Source organism: Pseudomonas sp. NBRC 111132, from assembly GCF_001320565.1.
In the GTDB taxonomy this organism is placed as follows: domain Bacteria; phylum Pseudomonadota; class Gammaproteobacteria; order Pseudomonadales; family Pseudomonadaceae; genus Aquipseudomonas; species Aquipseudomonas putida_P.
This window is the reverse complement of record NZ_BCBI01000011.1, coordinates 76228-94484: the sequence shown is the minus strand read 5'-3', so window position 1 is coordinate 94484 and position 18257 is coordinate 76228. Positions and strand designations below refer to the sequence as shown.

At 61.4% G+C, this 18257-nt stretch carries 15 protein-coding genes; all 15 read left to right on the top strand.

Annotated features, from left to right (window positions below; all coding sequences use genetic code 11):
- Positions 1-6 precede the first annotated feature (6 nt).
- Positions 7-1161: a flagellar assembly peptidoglycan hydrolase FlgJ gene (flgJ, locus tag APH35_RS07825; RefSeq protein ID WP_060514515.1), complete on the top strand. Its 1155-nt coding sequence runs from the start codon at positions 7-9 to the stop codon at positions 1159-1161.
- 12 nt (positions 1162-1173) lie between these two features.
- Positions 1174-3216 (top strand): flagellar hook-associated protein FlgK, encoded by a 2043-nt coding sequence (gene flgK / locus APH35_RS07820; RefSeq protein WP_060493041.1) that lies wholly within the window; start codon positions 1174-1176, stop codon positions 3214-3216.
- A gap of 13 nt (positions 3217-3229) precedes the next feature.
- Positions 3230-4792, top strand: a complete 1563-nt coding sequence (locus tag APH35_RS07815; protein WP_060493040.1) for a flagellar hook-associated protein 3 — start codon at positions 3230-3232, stop codon at positions 4790-4792.
- Positions 4793-5079: 287 nt separating this feature from the next.
- Positions 5080-6009, top strand: coding sequence for a ketoacyl-ACP synthase III (locus APH35_RS07810; protein WP_012273519.1), 930 nt, complete (start codon positions 5080-5082; stop codon positions 6007-6009).
- Between the two features lie 388 nt (positions 6010-6397).
- Complete coding sequence (locus tag APH35_RS07805) at positions 6398-7849, top strand: flagellin N-terminal helical domain-containing protein (protein WP_012273518.1); 1452 nt, start codon at positions 6398-6400, stop codon at positions 7847-7849.
- A 76-nt stretch (positions 7850-7925) separates the two neighbouring features.
- On the top strand, positions 7926-8282 hold the full coding sequence (locus APH35_RS07800; protein ID WP_060514514.1) for a flagellar protein FlaG: 357 nt from the start codon (positions 7926-7928) through the stop codon (positions 8280-8282).
- Between the two features lie 83 nt (positions 8283-8365).
- Positions 8366-9754, top strand: coding sequence for a flagellar filament capping protein FliD (fliD, locus tag APH35_RS07795; protein ID WP_060514513.1), 1389 nt, complete (start codon positions 8366-8368; stop codon positions 9752-9754).
- Between the two features lie 127 nt (positions 9755-9881).
- Positions 9882-10283, top strand: a complete 402-nt coding sequence (gene fliS, locus APH35_RS07790) for a flagellar export chaperone FliS (protein ID WP_012273515.1) — start codon at positions 9882-9884, stop codon at positions 10281-10283.
- Positions 10264-10593 (top strand): hypothetical protein, encoded by a 330-nt coding sequence (locus APH35_RS07785; protein WP_060514512.1) that lies wholly within the window; start codon positions 10264-10266, stop codon positions 10591-10593. Before fliS ends, APH35_RS07785 begins: the two co-directional genes overlap by 20 nt.
- A 168-nt stretch (positions 10594-10761) precedes the next feature.
- Positions 10762-12237 carry a transcriptional regulator FleQ gene (gene fleQ, locus APH35_RS07780; protein WP_060514511.1) on the top strand — a complete coding sequence of 492 codons (1476 nt, stop codon included), beginning with the start codon at positions 10762-10764 and terminating at the stop codon, positions 12235-12237.
- Between the two features lie 209 nt (positions 12238-12446).
- A complete protein-coding gene (locus APH35_RS07775; RefSeq protein WP_060514510.1) occupies positions 12447-13664 on the top strand; it encodes a sensor histidine kinase in 1218 nt (405 codons plus the stop codon).
- Complete coding sequence (locus APH35_RS07770; RefSeq protein ID WP_012273511.1) at positions 13664-15019, top strand: sigma-54-dependent transcriptional regulator; 1356 nt, start codon at positions 13664-13666, stop codon at positions 15017-15019. Before APH35_RS07775 ends, APH35_RS07770 begins: the two co-directional genes overlap by 1 nt.
- 87 nt (positions 15020-15106) lie before the next feature.
- Positions 15107-15439 (top strand): flagellar hook-basal body complex protein FliE, encoded by a 333-nt coding sequence (gene fliE / locus APH35_RS07765; RefSeq protein WP_003254438.1) that lies wholly within the window; start codon positions 15107-15109, stop codon positions 15437-15439.
- A gap of 15 nt (positions 15440-15454) precedes the next feature.
- Positions 15455-17233 (top strand): flagellar basal-body MS-ring/collar protein FliF, encoded by a 1779-nt coding sequence (gene fliF, locus APH35_RS07760; RefSeq protein WP_012273510.1) that lies wholly within the window; start codon positions 15455-15457, stop codon positions 17231-17233.
- Positions 17226-18245 carry a flagellar motor switch protein FliG gene (gene fliG, locus APH35_RS07755; RefSeq protein WP_003254434.1) on the top strand — a complete coding sequence of 340 codons (1020 nt, stop codon included), beginning with the start codon at positions 17226-17228 and terminating at the stop codon, positions 18243-18245. The genes fliF and fliG overlap by 8 nt, the downstream gene beginning before the upstream one ends.
- Positions 18246-18257 lie beyond the last annotated feature (12 nt).

Below are 18257 nucleotides of genomic sequence, written 5' to 3'. Positions count from 1 at the left end.
GCGCGGATGAACATCAAAAGCCAGGTTTCCGGCAGTGTCGACAGCGGCGCCTATACCGACCTCAACCGCCTCAGTGCCCTCAAGCACGGCGATCGCGACAGCGAAGCCAACGTGCGCAAGGTGGCCCAGGAGTTCGAATCGCTGTTCATCAGCGAAATGCTCAAGGCCTCGCGCAAGGCCAGCGACGTGCTGGCCGACGACAACCCGATGAACACTGAAACGGTGAAGCAGTACCGCGACATGTACGACCAGCAGTTGGCCGTGAGCATGTCCCGCGAAGGGGGCGGTATCGGCCTGCAGGACGTACTGGTGCGTCAGCTGACCAAGGGCCGCAGTGCGTCGGTCAACACCAGCCCGTTCCCGCGCGTCGATAACAGTGGCCCGGCATTGTGGGGCAACAAGGTCGCAGAGCCGGTGCATGCCACGGACGCGTCCACGACCCGCAACGACGTCGCTGCGCTCAACTCGCGGCGCCTGGCCTTGCCGAGCAAGCTCACCGACCGCCTGCTGGCCGGTATCGTGCCATCGGCGGCCACCACCAATACCGCCGCTGTGCCAGCCCGTGACGGCCAGCAAGTGGCCAAGGCCTTCGCCGTGCCCGACAACGGCCTGCGCATTGTCGGCCGTGCCGTGGCCCAGCCACCGCTGGCGCCGAACAAGGCGTTTGCCGACAGTGATGAATTCGTCGCCACCATGTTGCCGATGGCCGAGCAGGCCGCCAAGCGCATTGGTATCGACCCACGCTACCTGGTGGCCCAGGCCGCGCTGGAAACCGGCTGGGGCAAGTCGGTGATGCGCAACAGCGATGGCAGCAGCAGCCACAACCTGTTCGGCATCAAAGCCACTGGCAGTTGGCAGGGCGAGCAGGCGCGGGCGATCACCAGCGAATTCCGCGATGGCCAGTTCGTCAAGGAAACGGCGGCGTTCCGCAGCTACGACTCGTACCAGGACAGCTTCCACGACCTGGTAAGCCTGTTGCAGAGCAATTCGCGCTATCAAGATGCGCTGGACTCGGCCGATAACCCTGAGCAGTTTGCAAGAGAGCTGCAAAAGGCAGGTTATGCGACCGACCCGGGCTATGCGAGAAAGATCATCAGCATCGCCCAGCAAATGCAGTCAACCCCGCAGTACGCCATGGCTGGCAGAACCACGAATCTATAAAAGGACTAAATCATGTCGAGCCTGATTTCGATCGGCCTGAGTGGCCTGAGTGCCAGCCAGGCGGCCTTGTCGGTAACCAGTAACAACATCGCCAACGCCGCGACCAGTGGCTATTCGCGCCAGCAGACGATTCAGGCAGCGGGGGCCTCGCACAACATCGGCGCCGGGTTCCTGGGTACAGGTACCACGCTGGCGGATGTGCGCCGCATTTATAGCTCCTACCTGGACAACCAACTGCAGACCGCCACCTCGTTGCAGGCGGACTCGGTTGCCTTCCAGGACCAGATCACCAGCATCGACAAGCTGCTGGCCGACCGTGACACCGGCATCAGCTCGGTGCTCACCGCATTCTTCTCGGCCCTGCAGACTGCAGCGGCCAAGCCCGGTGACGTCGCTTCGCGCCAGCTGCTGCTGACTCAGGCGCAAACCCTGAGCAACCGTTTCAACGCAGTGAGCACCCAGCTCACCCAGCAGAATGCCACGATCAACTCCCAGCTCGACACCATGGCTGGCCAGGTCAACAAGCTGACCGCCAGCATTGCCGAGTACAACAAGCAGATCGCCGCGGCCAGCGGCACTGGCAACACCCCTAACAGCCTGTTGGATGCGCGCAGCGAAGCGGTGCGTCAGCTTAACGAGCTGGTGGGTGTCACGGTGCAGGAGCGTGACGGCAACTACGACGTGTACTTGGGCAGCGGCCAGTCGTTGGTAACCGGCAACAAGGCCAACACCCTGTCGGTAGAGCCTGGTGCTGCCGACAAGAGCCAGGCCAGCCTGCGTATCAACTACGAGTCGTTCAGCTCTGATGTGACCTCGGTGGTGACCGGTGGCGCGATCGGTGGCCTGTTGCGCTATCGCCAGGATGTGCTGACGCCGTCGATGAACGAGCTGGGGCGCGTTGCCCTGGTGGTGGCTGACAGCATCAACAGCCAGTTGGGGCAGGGCCTGGATGCCAATGGCCAGTTCGGCAGCTCGCTGTTCTCCAGCATCAACAGTGCCACTGCCCTGGCGCAGCGCAGCCTGGCCTCGTCGAACAACAGTTCCGGCTCTGGCAACCTGGATGTGACCATCGCCAACAGCGGTGCGCTGACCACCTACGACTACGAGGTCAAGTTCACCAGCGCCAACCAGTACAGCGTGCGCCGTTCCGACGGCACCGACATGGGCAGCTTCGACCTCAACGCCGACCCGGCGCCGGTGATCGACGGCTTCAGCCTGTCGCTGAACGGTGGCGGCCTGGCGGCAGGCGACAGCTTCAAGGTTATCCCTACGCGCGCTGCGGCCGGCAGCATCACCACCACCCTGACCGATGCCAACAAGCTGGCCTTCGCCGGGCCCATCAGCGCCACCTCGGGCAGCGGCAACAGCGGCACGGGCACCATCACCCAGCCGACCCTGGGCGAATCGCTGGACATCTACGGCGGTGCCGACACCGCGCTGATCCAGCAGTCGATTCGCGACTCGATGCCGGTGCGCGTGGTGTTCGATGCTGCCAGCGGTGGTTCTCAAGGCTACAAGTTGTTCGATGCCAAGGGCACCCAGATCGGCACTGGCAGCGTGGTGCCGGGTACGGACAACAAACTGTCGATTGCCGTGCCGATGCTCGATGCGGCCGGAAACCCAATCAAGGATGCCAGCGGCAACCCGCGTACCTTCAGCGTCGAGACCACTATCGGCGGCAGCCCGGCAGCCAATGACAGCTTTACCCTGTCGTTCAATGCCGATGGCAAGGCCGACAACCGTAACGCCACGGCGCTGCTGGGCTTGCAGACCAAGTCGACGGTCAACACCGGTTCTGGCGGCGGCACCAGCTTCACCTCGGCTTATGCTTCGCTGGTCGAGCGCGTAGGTGCCAAGGCCAACCAGGCGACCATCGACACCACGGCGACCGAGGCGGTGCTCAAGTCCGCCAGTGAAAGCCGCAGCGCGGTGTCCGGGGTCAACCTGGATGACGAAGCGGCCAGCCTGGTCAAGTTCCAGCACTACTACACGGCGTCGTCGCAGATCATCAAGGCGGCGCAAGAAACCTTCAGCACCCTGATCAATGCTTTGTAAGGAGTAGACTCTCGTGCGTATTTCCACTGCTCAGTTCTATGAGGCCAGCGCCAGTAGCTACTCCAAGAACTTCTCCAGCATGAACAAGACCAACGATCAGGTGACGTCGGGTATCCGTATCCAGACCGCCGCCGATGACCCGGTCGGTGCTGCGCGCCTGCTGTTGCTGCAACAGCAGCAGGCGTTGTTGGACCAGTACAGCGGCAACATCAATACCGTCAGCAATTCCCTGCTGCAGGAGGAGAGCGTGCTCTCCACCATCAACGACGCCATGCAGCGCGCCAGCGAGCTGGCGATTCGCGCCGGTGGCGCTGGGGTTACCGACTCTGATCGCACAGCCATCAGCACCGAGCTGAAAGAGATCGAGGCCAATATCTTCGGTTTGCTCAACTCGCGCGATGCCAACGGCGACTACATGTTTGGCGGCTCCAAAAGCACTACGCCGCCCTATGTGCGCAATTCCGATGGCACCTACAGCTACCACGGCGACCAGACCCAGCTGAGCTTGCAGGTGTCCGATACCCTGAACCTGGCTACCAACGACACGGGTTTCAGCATCTTCGACTCGGCCAGCAACAAGAGCCGCACCCAGTCGACCCTGCTGGTGCCTGCCACCGACGATGGCGTGGTCGGGGTGTCGTCAGGCCTGATGACCTCGAGCACCAGTTACAACAACAGCTTCACGGCAGGCCAGCCGTACAAGTTGACCTTCACCAGCGCAACCCAATACACCATCACCGATGCCAATGGCCGGGACGTTACGTCTGAAACCCCTACCAACGGTACATTCGACAGCAAGACGGAAGGGGCCAACCGCATTGCCCTGCGTGGCGTGGAGTTCGAAATCACCGTTACCCTGGAAGAGGGCGCCGATGCCGATGCGGCAGTGGCGGGGCGCGAGTTTTCCCTGGAGGCACGCCCAGACTCGTTCAATGCCACGCGTAATGGCAACAACACGTCCAGTGCCCAGATCACCAGCAGCAGCGTGACCGACGAAGCCGCCTATCGCAGCACCTTCCCCAGCAATGGTGCGGTGATCAAGTTCACAGGTCCTGGCGCTTACGAGCTCTATGCCCAGCCGCTGACGGCCGATAGCAAGGCGATAGCCACGGGTACCTTTACCGCGCCGTCGTTGACCGTGGCCGGGGTGACTTACCAGGTGGCCGGTTCGCCGGAGGCGGGTGACCAGTTCGCGGTCACTGCCAATACCCACCAGAACCAGAACGTGCTGGAAACCATCAGCCAGCTGCGTGCTGCGCTGGACACGCCGGTGACCGGTGCTGGCTCGGCCAATGCGTTGAAGGACGCGGCAGCTTCGGCCATCGCCAACCTGGCCAGCGCCCGTGAGCAGGTGGACATTACCCGGGGTTCGATCGGTGCCCGTGGCAACTCGCTGGAGATCCAGCGCCAGGAGAACACCAGCCTGGGCCTGGCCAACAAGACCACCCAGAACGCCATCGGCAACACCGACATGTCGCAGGCGGCCATCACCCTGACCTTGCAGCAGGCCATGCTGGAGGCCTCGCAGCTGGCTTTCTCGCGTATTTCCCAGCTGAGCCTGTTCAACAAGCTTTAAGCTGCCCTTTCGCGACACAAGGCCGCCCCCACATCGGCCTTGTGTCCGCCTGGTCATTCCTCGAATTCCCCAGTCTCCACACCATTGGCACGGCTTTCGTAGCATTTCAATGTGACCAATGAGTCAAAACGGTCATCTTCCCTGTATTCTATGCAGCAGCTGTTGCAGCATTTTGTTACCGGTGCGCAGGCGAGCTCTGCCTTCAACCCCTGGCGGTGACGCTCCGGTATTTGGCGCCCTCAATTCATCGAGTGGTGGTCTTTGGCTGTTTTCATTGGGAAGCCAGAATGATTGGCATCAAAAGCATCGCGAGTTACGTGCCCACCGCTGGCCTGGACAACTACGTCCAGGGTGCGAAGTTCGGCAAGGACGAAGAGTTCATGTTCGGCAAGATCGGCGCCTCGTTCCTGCCGCGCAAGGCCGAAGAACAGGAAACCTCCGACCTGTGCGTGGAAGCCGCCCGGGCCCTGTTCGCCAGCAACCCCGACCTTGATCCGCAATCGATCGATGCGTTGATCGTGGTCACCCAGAACGGTGACGAAGAAGGCCTGCCGCACACCGCCGCCATCGTCCAGAGCAAACTTGGCCTGTCGACCCGCGTGGCGGCGTTCGACGTGTCGCTGGGCTGCTCGGGCTACGTGTATGGCCTGTATGCGATCAAGGGCTTCATGGAGGCGGCAGGGCTGAAGAATGGCCTGCTGATCACCGCCGACCCGTATTCGAAGATCGTCGACCCGGAAGACCGCAACACCACCATGCTGTTCGGCGATGCCGCCACGGCTACCTGGATGGGCGAAGATGCGGTGTGGAACCTCGGCCAGGCGCGTTTTGGTACTGATGGTTCCGGTGCCGAGCACCTGAAGGTCACCGATGGCAAGTTCTTCATGAACGGCCGCCAGGTGTTCAACTTTGCCCTGGTCAAGGTGCCGGCGCACCTGCACGAACTGCTGGATGCCAGTGGCCTGAAGTCGTCGGATATCGATGCCTTCTGCATTCACCAGGGCAGTGCGGCGATTGTCGACGCCGTGGCGCGACGTTTCGAAGAGCAGCACCCGGAGAAGTTCGTCAAGGACATGCTGGAAACCGGCAATACCGTGTCCTCCAGTGTGCCGCTGCTGCTGCAGAAGCACATGCTCGATGGCAGCTGGAAGCGTGTGGCCATCAGTGGCTTTGGTGTGGGCCTGTCGTGGGGCTCTGCCATCCTGTATCGCGACTGATCCCCCGGTTAGTCCAAAAAAGCGCCCGGCGGCCACCGCCCGGCGCTTTTTTCATGTCTGTGGCATGCGGCCCCGATGCCCTGTAGGAGCAGCCTTGTGCTGCGAAGGGGCCAGCAAGGCAAATGAATTTTTGTGGTCGTGCGGGCCTCTTCGCAGCGCAAGGCTGCTCCTACAGGGAGCTGTGGCTGCTTCGTTCTGGGTTTTTGACGCCAATAAACCGGCCTTAACCCCTTGATTTCTCGGGGCTGGCCCCATGCCAGCATTTTTTTTTCGAAAAAGCCCTCAAGCAACCCGCGCACCCGACGATAACTATTACGAAGGTTCTCTAGGCCAATCCGGCGGTTGCCAAGGCCGGAAGCCGCAGTACCCATCCAACGAGGATTTCGTCATGGCTTTAACTGTAAACACCAACATTGCGTCGATCACCACCCAGGGCAACCTGACCAAGGCCAGCACTGCCCAGACCACTTCGATGCAGCGTCTGTCCTCGGGTCTGCGCATCAACAGCGCCAAAGATGACGCTGCTGGCCTGCAGATCAGCAACCGTCTGACCAGCCAGATCAACGGCCTGGGCCAGGCTGTGAAGAACGCCAACGACGGTATCTCGATCGCCCAGACCGCTGAAGGTGCAATGCAGGCTTCGACCGACATCCTGCAAAAAATGCGTACCCTGGCACTGTCCTCGGCTACTGGCTCCCTGAGCGCCGACGACCGTAAGTCGAACAACGACGAATACCAGGCTCTGACCGCGGAACTGACCCGTATCTCGCAGACCACCACGTTCGGTGGCCAGAAACTGCTGGACGGTTCGTACGGCACCAAGGCCATCCAGGTCGGCGCCAACGCCAACGAAACCATCAACCTGACGCTGGACAACGTTGCTGCTAACAACATTGGCTCGCAGCAGGTCAAAAGCGTTGCTATCACTCCAAGCGCTACGGGTGTTGACGCAGGTACTGTAACTGTGACCGGTAACGGTCAAACCAAGGACGTTACCGTTACTGCCGGTGATTCGGCCAAAACGATCGCTGCCAACCTCAATGGCGCTATCGGTGGTTTGACTGCAACTGCAAGCACTGAAGTTCAGTTCAGTGTTGATAAAACTGCAATTGCCGGCGTGACTGCTGGTCCTGCCGCCAACTTCGAGCTGACCGTTGGTAGCCAGAAAGTATCGTTTGTTGGTGTGACCGACACTGCTAGTCTTGCAGACCAGCTGAAATCTAACGCCGCTAAGCTGGGCATCAGCGTCAACTATGATGAATCCAACGGCGGTTCGCTTTCCGTCAAGTCGGATACCGGCGAAAACCTGGTATTCGGTGCCGGTGACGCAGCTGCTCAAGCTGGTATCAAGGTTAATGCCAAAGACGGTAATGGCGAGTACGCTGCTTCCGGCACTGCACTGACCGCTGCTGATCTGTATGTTACCGGTGCAATTTCGCTGGATTCGGCCAAAGGCTACTCGCTGACCGGCGGTGGTGTAACCAAGCTGTTCTCTGCTGCTGGTACTGCAGCGACCTCGGTTAAGACTACTATCGCTGACACCGACGTCACGGACGCTACCAAGGCACAGAACGCTCTGGCGGTTATCGACAAGGCCATCGGTTCGATCGACAGCGTCCGTTCGGGCCTGGGTGCTACTCAGAACCGTCTGCAAACCACCGTCGACAACCTGCAGAACATCCAGAAGAACTCCACCGCTGCTCGCTCCACCGTGCAGGACGTGGACTTCGCCTCGGAAACTGCCGAGCTGACCAAGCAGCAGACTCTGCAACAGGCTTCGACTGCAATCCTGTCGCAGGCTAACCAGCTGCCATCCTCGGTCCTGAAACTGCTCCAGTAATTCAGGCGCCTGAGTAAAGGGTGAAAGGGCGCGTTTACGTGCCCTTTCGCCCTTTTTGACATGAGGAGTTCGAAACATGGACATGAGTGTCAAGCTGAGCCAGGTGTATCCGTCCGTGTTACCCCAGGCGCCAGTCGCTGATCGTGACCGGGACCCTGCGGTGCCTGCCAAAGTGCAGGAAGCTGCTACCCCCGATAACCAGCCGCACTCGCGCGAAGACCTGGAAAAGGCGGTTGGCGAGATTCGTGATTTCGTCCAGTCGAGCCAGCGTCAGCTGGATTTTTCCATTGATGATTCCACCGGTCGGGTCGTGGTCAAGGTAATTGCCACCCAGTCCGGCGAGGTGATCCGGCAGCTTCCGTCGGAACTTGCGCTGAAATTGGCGCAAAGCCTCAGTGAAGCCAGCAGCCTGCTATTCGATGATCAAGCATAGGCTGGCATGATTTTTGTTGCTGTCGACGCTTTGGTGGTTTTGTCCGCCAAGGATCCAGCAGCTACTGAACAAGGAGAGCAATGATGGCAGGTACAACAGTCAGCGGTATTGGCTCGGGCATCGATACCCAGGCGATCGTCGATTCGCTGGTGGCCGCGCAGAAAGCGCCGAAGCAGGCGCAGATCAATACGCAAACGCTGAAGGCAACCACCACGTTGTCCTCTATTGGCAAGATTCAGGCGGCCCTGGATGCGTTCCGCGGCGCCTTGACCAACATGACCGACACCAATAGCTTTGGTGGCCTGAGCCTTAAGTCTTCGGATGAGAAGGTCGCGACCGTGACCATGGGCACCGGGGCTGCCAACGGCTCGTTCAAGTTGATTGTCGACAAGCTGGCGACGGCGTCGAAGGTTTCGACCAAGGTTTACGCCAATGGTGCGGGCTCGGTAGTAAACCCCGGTAGCACGCCGACCACCTTGACGATGACTCAGAATGGCAAGGCTTACGATCTCAGTGTTCCTGCCGGTGCAACCTTGCAGCAGGTGCGCGATAGCATCAATAGCCAGTTTGGTACGGCGGGTCTGAGTGCCAACGTACTGACGGATGCCAATGGCTCGCGTCTGGTTGTTACCTCTACCAAGATGGGCGAAGGCTCCGACATTACGCTTTCGGGCAACTCGGGTATCGATACCGGCTATACCGTGGTCGAAGAGCCGGCAGACGCCGAGTACACGCTCGACGGTGTTGCCATGAAGTCCAAGACCAACGACATCAACGATGCCGTCAGCGGGCTCAATATCAAGTTAGTGGGTACGTCGCCGACAAATGCTACGAGTGGTGAAAAGACAGCGACTATTCTCTCGTTGACTACCAGTTCCGCCACATTGAAGTCGGGGCTGAAGGGGTTCATCGATACCTATAATGCCTTGCTCACTGTGATGAACGCAGAAACCAAGGTCACCAAGAATGCCGATGGCTCCATGACTGCTGCGGCGCTGACCGGTGATGCCACGATGCGCACTTTGATGACGTCTATTCGTGAAGAGCTCAATGCAGTATCCGGCAACGGTACCTTGAAATCGCTCGCCGCCTTCGGTGTTACCTCCGCTCAGGATGGCGGTGCGCTTAGTCTCGACGACAAGAAGTGGGAGAAGGCTGCTTCCACCAATGCTGCGGACCTGACCAGTATTTTCAATGGCAAGGATGGCCTGCTGGCACGCTTGCAAAAGGTGACCGAGCCCTTCGCCAAGGCCAGTACCGGCACCCTCGCCGAACGCTCCAAGGTCCTGAGCGAAAGCCTGACCAAGCTGAAGACCGAGCAGGACACCCTGGACGCCCGTATGGAAGCCCTGCAGAAGAGCCTGCAGGACAAGTACAACAACATGGATACCCTGGTCACCCAGCTGCGCCAGCAGCAGAATTCCGTGCTCAGCACCCTCAACGCGCTGAACAAGTCGAACAGTGACGATTAATCCGTGAACATTGCATGGAGTCCGGGCATGATGCCGGGCTTCATGTCATCGGCCGGTAAAGTTTTTCGCCGCCTGCCCGATACAAGGAATATCTCCCCCTTAAGCCTGCCCGTCACGAGGTCGCAAGATGAATCCCATGAGAGCCCTTCGTCAGTACCAGAAGGTCAATTCCCATGCCCAGATTTCCGAAGCTACGCCGCATCGCCTGGTGCAGATGCTGATGGAAGGCGGTCTCGATCGCATGGCGCAGGCCAAGGGTGCCATGGCGCGTGGCGACATTGCGGAAAAGGGCCTGATGCTCGGCAAGGCGATCGACATCATCATTGGTCTGCGCGATGGCCTGCAGCCTGAAAAGAGTGAAAACCCCGAGTACGTTGAAAAACTCGACGCCCTCTACGTTTACATGACCAACCGCCTGATGCAGGCCAACGTGGACAACGATGCCGGCATTATCGACGAAGTTGCCCAACTGCTGATTACCGTGAAAAGTGGTTGGGATGGCATTGCCGATGCTCAGCCTGCCAGCTGAAGGCAAGGAGATTACCGTGACCGCACTGCAACGCCTCGATGACACCTGCGACGCCCTGATCGGCGCCTTGGGTGAGCGTGACTGGGAAGCCATCGCCAAGCTGGATGTGGCGTGCCGCACGTGCATTGACGAGGTGCTGGCAACCCACGCGATGGACCAGGCGTTGCTGCGGGAGAAGCTGGAAGGGGTGCTGCAGGTCTACCGCAACCTGATCGACGTGACAACCGGTGAACGCCAGGCAATTGCCGAAGAGATGATGCAGATCAATCAAGCTAAAAATGCTTCGAAGGTTTACCATCTGTTCAGTTAAGATGCGCACAACTTAACAAAAGGCGCCATAAATTTGACTGTGTGGGCCTTTTTGACTTTACTAGTGGCTGTTTTCGAATTTCAGACGTCCGAACACTGACCATTCAGTCGGAATGATGTCGAGCATGCCCCTGCAGGGCGCCGATATGACTAGGGAAGTTGCTATTGCATGTGGCGTGAAACCAAGATTCTGCTGATCGATGACGACAGCGCGCGCCGCCGCGACCTTGCGGTGGTGCTGAACTTCCTCGGCGAAGAAAACCTCGCGTGCGCCAGCCATGACTGGCAGCAGGCGGTGGAGCCTTTGTCCTCGAGCCGCGAAGTGCTGTGCGTGCTCATCGGTACCGTAAATGCTCCGGGCAACCTTCTTGGGCTGCTTAAGACAGTGGCTGCCTGGGATGAGTTCCTTCCGGTTCTGCTTTTAGGTGAAATTTCTTCTGCAGAGTTGCCAGAAGACCTTCGCCGCCGGGTACTTTCCAACCTGGAAATGCCGCCAAGCTACAGCCAACTGCTGGATTCGCTGCACCGTGCCCAGGTCTACCGCGAAATGTACGACCAGGCGCGCGAGCGCGGTCGCCAACGCGAGCCCAACTTGTTCCGCAGCCTGGTAGGCACCAGCCGTGCCATCCAGCATGTGCGGCAGATGATGCAGCAAGTGGCCGATACCGATGCCAGCGTGCTGATCCTGGGTGAGTCGGGCACTGGCAAGGAAGTGGTGGCGCGCAACCTGCACTACCATTCCAAGCGCCGTGAAGCGCCATTCGTACCGGTCAACTGCGGTGCGATCCCGGCTGAGCTGCTGGAAAGCGAACTGTTCGGTCACGAGAAGGGTGCCTTTACCGGGGCAATCACCAGCCGTGCCGGGCGTTTCGAGCTGGCCAATGGCGGCACCCTGTTCCTCGACGAAATCGGTGACATGCCGTTGCCGATGCAGGTCAAGCTGTTGCGCGTGCTGCAAGAGCGCACCTTCGAGCGCGTGGGTAGCAACAAGACCCAGAGCATCGATGTGCGCATCATCGCCGCGACGCACAAAAACCTCGAAAGCATGATCGAGGACGGCACCTTCCGTGAAGACTTGTACTACCGCCTGAACGTGTTCCCCATCGAGATGGCGCCGTTGCGTGAGCGGGTGGAAGACATCCCGTTGCTGATGAACGAGCTGATTTCGCGCATGGAGCACGAGAAGCGCGGGTCCATTCGCTTCAACTCTGCGTCGATCATGTCGCTGTGTCGCCACGGCTGGCCGGGTAACGTGCGTGAGTTGGCCAACCTGGTCGAGCGCATGGCGATCATGCACCCGTACGGGGTGATTGGCGTGTCCGAACTGCCGAAGAAATTCCGCTATGTCGACGATGAAGACGAGCAGATGGTCGACAGCCTGCGCAGTGATCTGGAGGAGCGCGTGGCCATCAATGGCCACACGCCGAACTTCAGCAACCATGCCATGCTGCCGCCTGAAGGCCTGGACCTCAAGGACTACCTCGGCAGCCTGGAGCAGGGGCTGATCCAGCAGGCGCTGGACGATGCCAACGGTATCGTTGCGCGCGCAGCGGAACGTTTGCGTATTCGTCGTACCACGCTGGTGGAGAAGATGCGCAAGTATGGTATGAGCCGCCAGGGTGGCGAGGATCAGGCAGAAGATTGACCTTGTTGGGGGTGGTGTTCGCCTCGGCTTCTTTGGTGCCTGTCAGATCGAGTGCCGCCCGCGCGGCGCTCGATTTCCGCCCCACCACATCCCTCAGTCATGGCCGAGTCATGCCCCAGTTATACATTTAACCCCATCCCCGGCACGGCTATTGCTACACCGCTGGCAACACACCGTTTTTATGACGGTCAGCCACGCGAGAGAGCACGATGCCCCAGGCCGCCCACATAACCCGAGCCCCCGATCAACAGGGGCAAACCCCGGTCGAGCAGGACAGCCGCCTGGGTATCGAGCAAGCCTTCACCCTGTTCAATCAGGTATCCAGCCAGCTGAGCCAGTCCTACAGCCTGCTCGAAGCTCGGGTCAGTGAGCTCAAGGGTGAGCTGGCCGTGGTCAGCGCCCAGCGCATTGACGAACTCAGCGAAAAAGAACGCCTGGCCAACCGCCTGCAGAACCTGCTGGACCTGCTGCCTGGTGGGGTGGTCGTGATCGATGGTCAGGGCCTGGTGCGCGAAGCCAACCCGGCCGCCTCCCAGCTGCTTGGCGAGCCGCTTATCGGCCAATTGTGGCGCCAGGTAATCGCCCGCAGCTTCGCCCCGCGCAAGGATGACGGCCACGAAGTCTCACTGCGCGACGGCCGCCGCCTGTCGATCGCCACTCGCTCGCTGGATGCCGAACCCGGCCAGTTGGTGCTGCTCAACGACCTGACTGAAACCCGTCGCCTGCAAGACCAGCTGGCACGTCACGAGCGTCTGTCGTCGCTGGGGCGCATGGTCGCCTCGCTGGCCCATCAGATCCGCACACCGCTGTCGGCCGCCATGCTCTACGCCAGCCACCTGGCCGATGACGAGCCGGCACTGAGCGCGGAAACCCGCCAGCGCTTCGCCGCTACCTTGAAAGAGCGTCTGCATGAGCTGGAGCACCAGGTGCGTGACATGCTGGTATTCGCCCGTGGCGAGTTGCCGCTGGGTGATCGGGTGACCCCGAAAGCCTTGTTCCAGGCCCTGCAGCAAGCGGCCCAGGCGCATGTGCAGGGGCACGCCGTGCGCTGGCAGTGTGACAGCCACCTGGGTGAGCTGCTGTGCAACCGCGACACCCTGGTCGGCGCTTTGCTCAACCTGATCGAAAATGCCCTGCAGGCCAGCGACGGCCCGGCGCGGCTCAAGGTGCACCTGTACCGCCGCGAATGCAGCTTGCACCTGTGCGTCAGCGATGCCGGCAGCGGCATCGATGCTGATTTGCTCGGCCGCCTGGGTGAGCCGTTTCTTACCACCAAGGCCACAGGTACGGGCTTGGGCCTGGCTGTAGTCAAGGCGGTGGTGCGGGCGCACCAGGGCACGATCAACCTGCGCTCGAAGGTAGGCCGGGGTACCTGCGTGCGGGTAGAACTGCCCTTGATCGACGGGCAATTGGCGGAGGGTGTGTAATGGCGGTCAAGGTGCTGCTGGTCGAGGACGACCGCGTATTGCGCCAGGCGCTGGGCGATACCTTGGAAATCGGCGGTTTCGCCTACCAGGCCGTGGGCAGTGCTGAAGAGGCGCTGGAGGCTGTGCGGGGTGACGCCTTCAGCCTGGTGGTCAGTGACGTGAACATGCCTGGCATGGATGGGCATCAGCTGCTGAGTCAGCTGCGCCGCCAGCAACCACAGCTGCCGGTGTTGTTGATGACGGCGCACGCTGCCGTCGAGCGTGCGGTCGAGGCCATGCGCCAGGGCGCCGCCGATTACCTGGTCAAGCCGTTCGAGCCCAAGGCGCTGTTGAGTCTTGTGCAGCGCCATGCCGCCGGGCGAGTGACCGGCGAAGAGGGGCCGGTGGCCTGCGAGCCGGCCAGCCGCCAACTGCTGGAGCTGGCCGCACGGGTTGCGCGCAGTGACTCGACCGTGCTGATTTCCGGCGAGTCCGGTACCGGCAAGGAAGTGCTGGCGCGTTACATTCACCAGCAGTCGCCACGTGCCACGCAACCCTTCGTCGCGATCAACTGCGCGGCGATCCCCGACAACATGCTCGAAGCCACCCTGTTCGGCCACGAGAAGGGGGCGTTCACCGGCGCTATCGCCGCCCAGGCCGGCAAGTTCGAGCAGGCCGAAGGCGGCACCCTGCTGCTCGACGAGATCTCGGAAATGCCCATGGCGTTGCAGGCCAAGCTGCTGCGCGTGCTGCAGGAACGCGAAGTGGAGCGGGTGGGCGGCCGCAAGCCGATCAGCCTCGACATTCGTGTGCTGGCCACCACCAACCGTGACCTGGCGGGGGAAGTGGCAGCTGGGCGCTTTCGCGAAGACCTGTACTACCGCTTGTCGGTGTTCCCGCTGGCCTGGCGCCCGCTACGTGAGCGCCCAGGCGATATCCTGCAGCTGGCCGAGCGCTTGCTGGCGCGGCATGTGGCCAAGATGAAGCATGCCCCGGTGCGCCTATCGCCGCAGGCACGCGCTTGCCTGCAGGCCTATGCCTGGCCAGGCAATGTGCGCGAACTGGACAACGCGTTGCAGCGGGCGCTGATCCTGCAACAGGGTGGCGTGATCGAGGCGGCGGATTTTTGTCTGGCAGGCGCCATTCCGTTGTCGGCTGGCACGGAGCCATCGCTTGAGGTGGCCGCTGAGGCCGGCGGCCTGGGTGATGACATGCGCCGTCACGAGTACCAGATGATCATCGACACCCTGCGCGCCGAGCGCGGCCGCCGCAAAGAGGCGGCCGAACGCCTGGGGATCAGCCCGCGTACCTTGCGCTATAAGCTGGCGCAGATGCGTGATGCCGGGTTTGACGTCGAGGCCAGCCTTTTCGGTTGAGCTGCAAGGCTGGCACCTTTGTTGCTTTACGTAGGCTATTCGCCGCATGAGTGTCAAAAAAATGCGGCCGCAGGAGAGAGAAGGGTCATGAGCCAAGGTGTTGAATTCAATCGTCTGATGTTGGACATGCGGGCCATGCAGGCCGATGCCATGTCGCTGCCCAAGGTCACCGCAGCACCAGAGCTGGCGCCTGGGCAAAGTACCTTCGCCGACATGCTCGGCCAGGCCATCGGCAAGGTGCATGAGACGCAGCAGGCTTCGACCCAACTGGCCAACGCCTTCGAAATCGGCAAGAGCGGCGTCGACCTGACCGACGTGATGATCGCTTCGCAAAAGGCCAGCGTGTCGATGCAGGCCATGACCCAGGTACGCAACAAGCTGGTCCAGGCGTATCAGGACATCATGCAGATGCCGGTTTGAGGACGGATGTAACCCATGGCTGAAGCAGTCGTCGAAAACGCCCCCGCCAAGGCTGGCTCGCCAGCGGCCAAGCCGCCGTTGTTTGGCATGGCGTTTCTGGAAAACATCTCGCAGATGCCCATGCTGCGCCAAATTGGCCTCATGGTTGGCCTGGCGGCCAGCGTGGCCATTGGCTTTGCCGTGGTGCTGTGGTCGCAACAGCCCGATTACCGTCCGTTGTACGGCAGCCTGTCGGGCATGGACACCAAGCAGGTCATGGATACCCTGGCCGCTGCTGACATCCCCTACAACGTGGAGCCCAACTCGGGTGCTCTGCTGGTCAAGGCCGACGACCTCTCCCGTGCGCGCCTGAAACTGGCAGCCGCCGGCGTAGCGCCAAGCGACGGTAATGTCGGTTTCGAACTGCTCGACAAGGAGCAGGGCCTGGGCACCAGCCAGTTCATGGAGGCCACTCGCTACCGCCGCAGCCTCGAAGGCGAACTGGCGCGCACTGTTTCCAGCCTGAACAACGTCAAGGCCGCGCGCGTGCACCTGGCTATCCCGAAAAGCTCGGTGTTCGTGCGTGATGAGCGCAAGCCCAGCGCTTCGGTACTGGTCGAGTTGTACCCGGGTCGCGCCTTGGAAGCCGGGCAGGTGATGGCCATCGTCAACCTGGTAGCCACCAGTGTGCCGGAACTGGACAAATCCCAGGTCACCGTCGTCGACCAGAAGGGCAACCTGCTGTCCGAGCAGATCCAGGATTCATCACTGACCCAAGCCGGCAAGCAGTTCGACTACAGCCGCCGGGTAGAGAGCATGCTCACCCAGCGTGTGCACAACATCCTGCAGCCGGTGCTGGGCAACGACCGTTACAAGGCCGAAGTGTCTGCCGACCTCGACTTCAGCGCGGTCGAGTCCACCTCCGAACAGTTCAATCCCGACCAGCCGGCACTGCGCAGCGAGCAGTCGGTCGATGAACAACGTGCCAGCAGCCAAGGCCCGCAAGGCGTGCCAGGCGCGCTGAGCAACCAGCCGCCGGGCGCCGCGTCGGCACCGCAAACCACCGGTGGCGCTGCCACGCCAGCTTCGGCCATTCAGCCGGGCCAGCCGCTGGTCGATGCCAACGGCCAGCAGATCATGGACCCAGCCACCGGCCAGCCGATGCTCGCGCCGTACCCGTCAGATAAACGTCAGCAAAGCACCAAGAACTTCGAACTGGACCGTTCCATCAGCCATACCCGCCAGCAGCAAGGCCGCATGACCCGTCTGTCGGTGGCGGTGGTGGTGGACGATCAGGTCAAGCTCGACCCTGCCACGGGTGACGCCACCCGTGCGCCGTGGGCTGCCGAGGACCTGGCGCGCTTTACCCGCCTGGTGCAGGACGCCGTCGGCTTCGATGCCAGCCGTGGCGACAGCGTGACGGTGATCAACGTGCCGTTCGCCGCCGACCGTGGCGAGGAAATCGCCGACATCGCCTTCTACCAGCAGCCGTGGTTCTGGGACATCGTCAAGCAGGTGCTGGGTGTGGTGTTCATCCTGGTGCTGGTGTTCGGTGTGCTGCGGCCGGTGCTCAACAATATTACAGGGGGCGGCAAGCAGGCTGCCTCGGATAGCGACATGGAGCTGGGCGGCATGATGGGTCTGGATGGCGAGTTGGCCAACGACCGCGTCAGCCTGGGTGGCCCGACAAGCATTCTGCTGCCTAGCCCGAGCGAGGGTTACGAGGCACAGCTCAACGCAATCAAAGGCCTGGTGGCCGAAGACCCGGGCCGTGTCGCCCAGGTCGTGAAAGACTGGATCAACGCCGATGAGTGATAACCGAGCCGTTACCGCCAAGCTGAGCCGCGTCGACAAAGCGGCGATCCTTCTGCTCTCGCTGGGCGAGACCGATGCGGCCCAGGTGCTGCGGCACATGGGGCCCAAGGAAGTGCAGCGGGTGGGTGTGGCCATGGCGCAGATGGGCAATGTGCACCGTGACCAGGTCGAGCAGGTGATGAGCGAATTCGTCGACATCGTCGGCGACCAGACCAGCCTGGGCGTGGGGTCCGACGCGTACATCCGCAAGATGCTCAACCAGGCGCTGGGCGAGGACAAGGCCAATGGCCTGGTCGACCGCATCCTGCTTGGCGGCAACACCAGCGGCCTGGACAGCCTCAAGTGGATGGAACCACGCGCCGTGGCCGACGTGATCCGCTACGAGCACCCGCAGATCCAGGCCATCGTGGTGGCCTACCTCGACCCTGACCAGGCTGGTGAAGTGCTGAGCAACTTCGACCACAAGGTGCGCCTGGACATCGTCTTGCGCGTGTCGTCGCTGAACACCGTGCAGCCGGCGGCGCTGAAGGAGCTTAACCAGATCCTCGAGAAGCAGTTCTCGGGCAACTCCAACGCCGCACGCACCACCCTGGGTGGTATCAAGCGTGCTGCCGACATCATGAACTTCCTCGACAGCTCGGTGGAAGGTGCGCTGATGGATGCGATCCGCGAAATCGACAGCGACCTGTCGGAGCAGATCGAGGACCTGATGTTCGTCTTCAACAACCTGGCCGACGTCGACGACCGGGGTATCCAGGCACTGCTGCGCGAAGTGTCGTCCGACGTGCTGGTGGTGTCGCTCAAGGGTGCCGACGAGCGGGTCAAGGACAAGATCTTCAAGAACATGTCCAAACGTGCCTCGGAACTGCTGCGCGACGACCTGGAGGCCAAGGGGCCGGTGCGGGTCAGCGACGTGGAAACGGCGCAGAAGGAAATCCTCACCATCGCCCGTCGCATGGCCGAGGCCGGCGAGATCGTGCTCGGCGGCAAGGGTGCCGAGGAAATGATTTAAGCGGCAAGCTTC

Bases quoted from the DNA above. Each gene is read 5' to 3' on its own strand.
- flgJ (WP_060514515.1), top strand. From the start codon at position 7: ATGAACATCAAAAGCCAGGTTTCCGGCAGTGTCGACAGCGGCGCCTAT.
- flgK (WP_060493041.1), top strand. From the start codon at position 1,174: ATGTCGAGCCTGATTTCGATCGGCCTGAGTGGCCTGAGTGCCAGCCAG.
- APH35_RS07810 (WP_012273519.1), top strand. From the start codon at position 5,080: ATGATTGGCATCAAAAGCATCGCGAGTTACGTGCCCACCGCTGGCCTG.
- APH35_RS07805 (WP_012273518.1), top strand. From the start codon at position 6,398: ATGGCTTTAACTGTAAACACCAACATTGCGTCGATCACCACCCAGGGC.
- APH35_RS07800 (WP_060514514.1), top strand. From the start codon at position 7,926: ATGGACATGAGTGTCAAGCTGAGCCAGGTGTATCCGTCCGTGTTACCC.
- fliD (WP_060514513.1), top strand. From the start codon at position 8,366: ATGGCAGGTACAACAGTCAGCGGTATTGGCTCGGGCATCGATACCCAG.
- fliS (WP_012273515.1), top strand. From the start codon at position 9,882: ATGAATCCCATGAGAGCCCTTCGTCAGTACCAGAAGGTCAATTCCCAT.
- APH35_RS07785 (WP_060514512.1), top strand. From the start codon at position 10,264: ATGCTCAGCCTGCCAGCTGAAGGCAAGGAGATTACCGTGACCGCACTG.
- fleQ (WP_060514511.1), top strand. From the start codon at position 10,762: ATGTGGCGTGAAACCAAGATTCTGCTGATCGATGACGACAGCGCGCGC.
- APH35_RS07775 (WP_060514510.1), top strand. From the start codon at position 12,447: ATGCCCCAGGCCGCCCACATAACCCGAGCCCCCGATCAACAGGGGCAA.
- APH35_RS07770 (WP_012273511.1), top strand. From the start codon at position 13,664: ATGGCGGTCAAGGTGCTGCTGGTCGAGGACGACCGCGTATTGCGCCAG.
- fliE (WP_003254438.1), top strand. From the start codon at position 15,107: ATGAGCCAAGGTGTTGAATTCAATCGTCTGATGTTGGACATGCGGGCC.
- fliF (WP_012273510.1), top strand. From the start codon at position 15,455: ATGGCTGAAGCAGTCGTCGAAAACGCCCCCGCCAAGGCTGGCTCGCCA.
- fliG (WP_003254434.1), top strand. From the start codon at position 17,226: ATGAGTGATAACCGAGCCGTTACCGCCAAGCTGAGCCGCGTCGACAAA.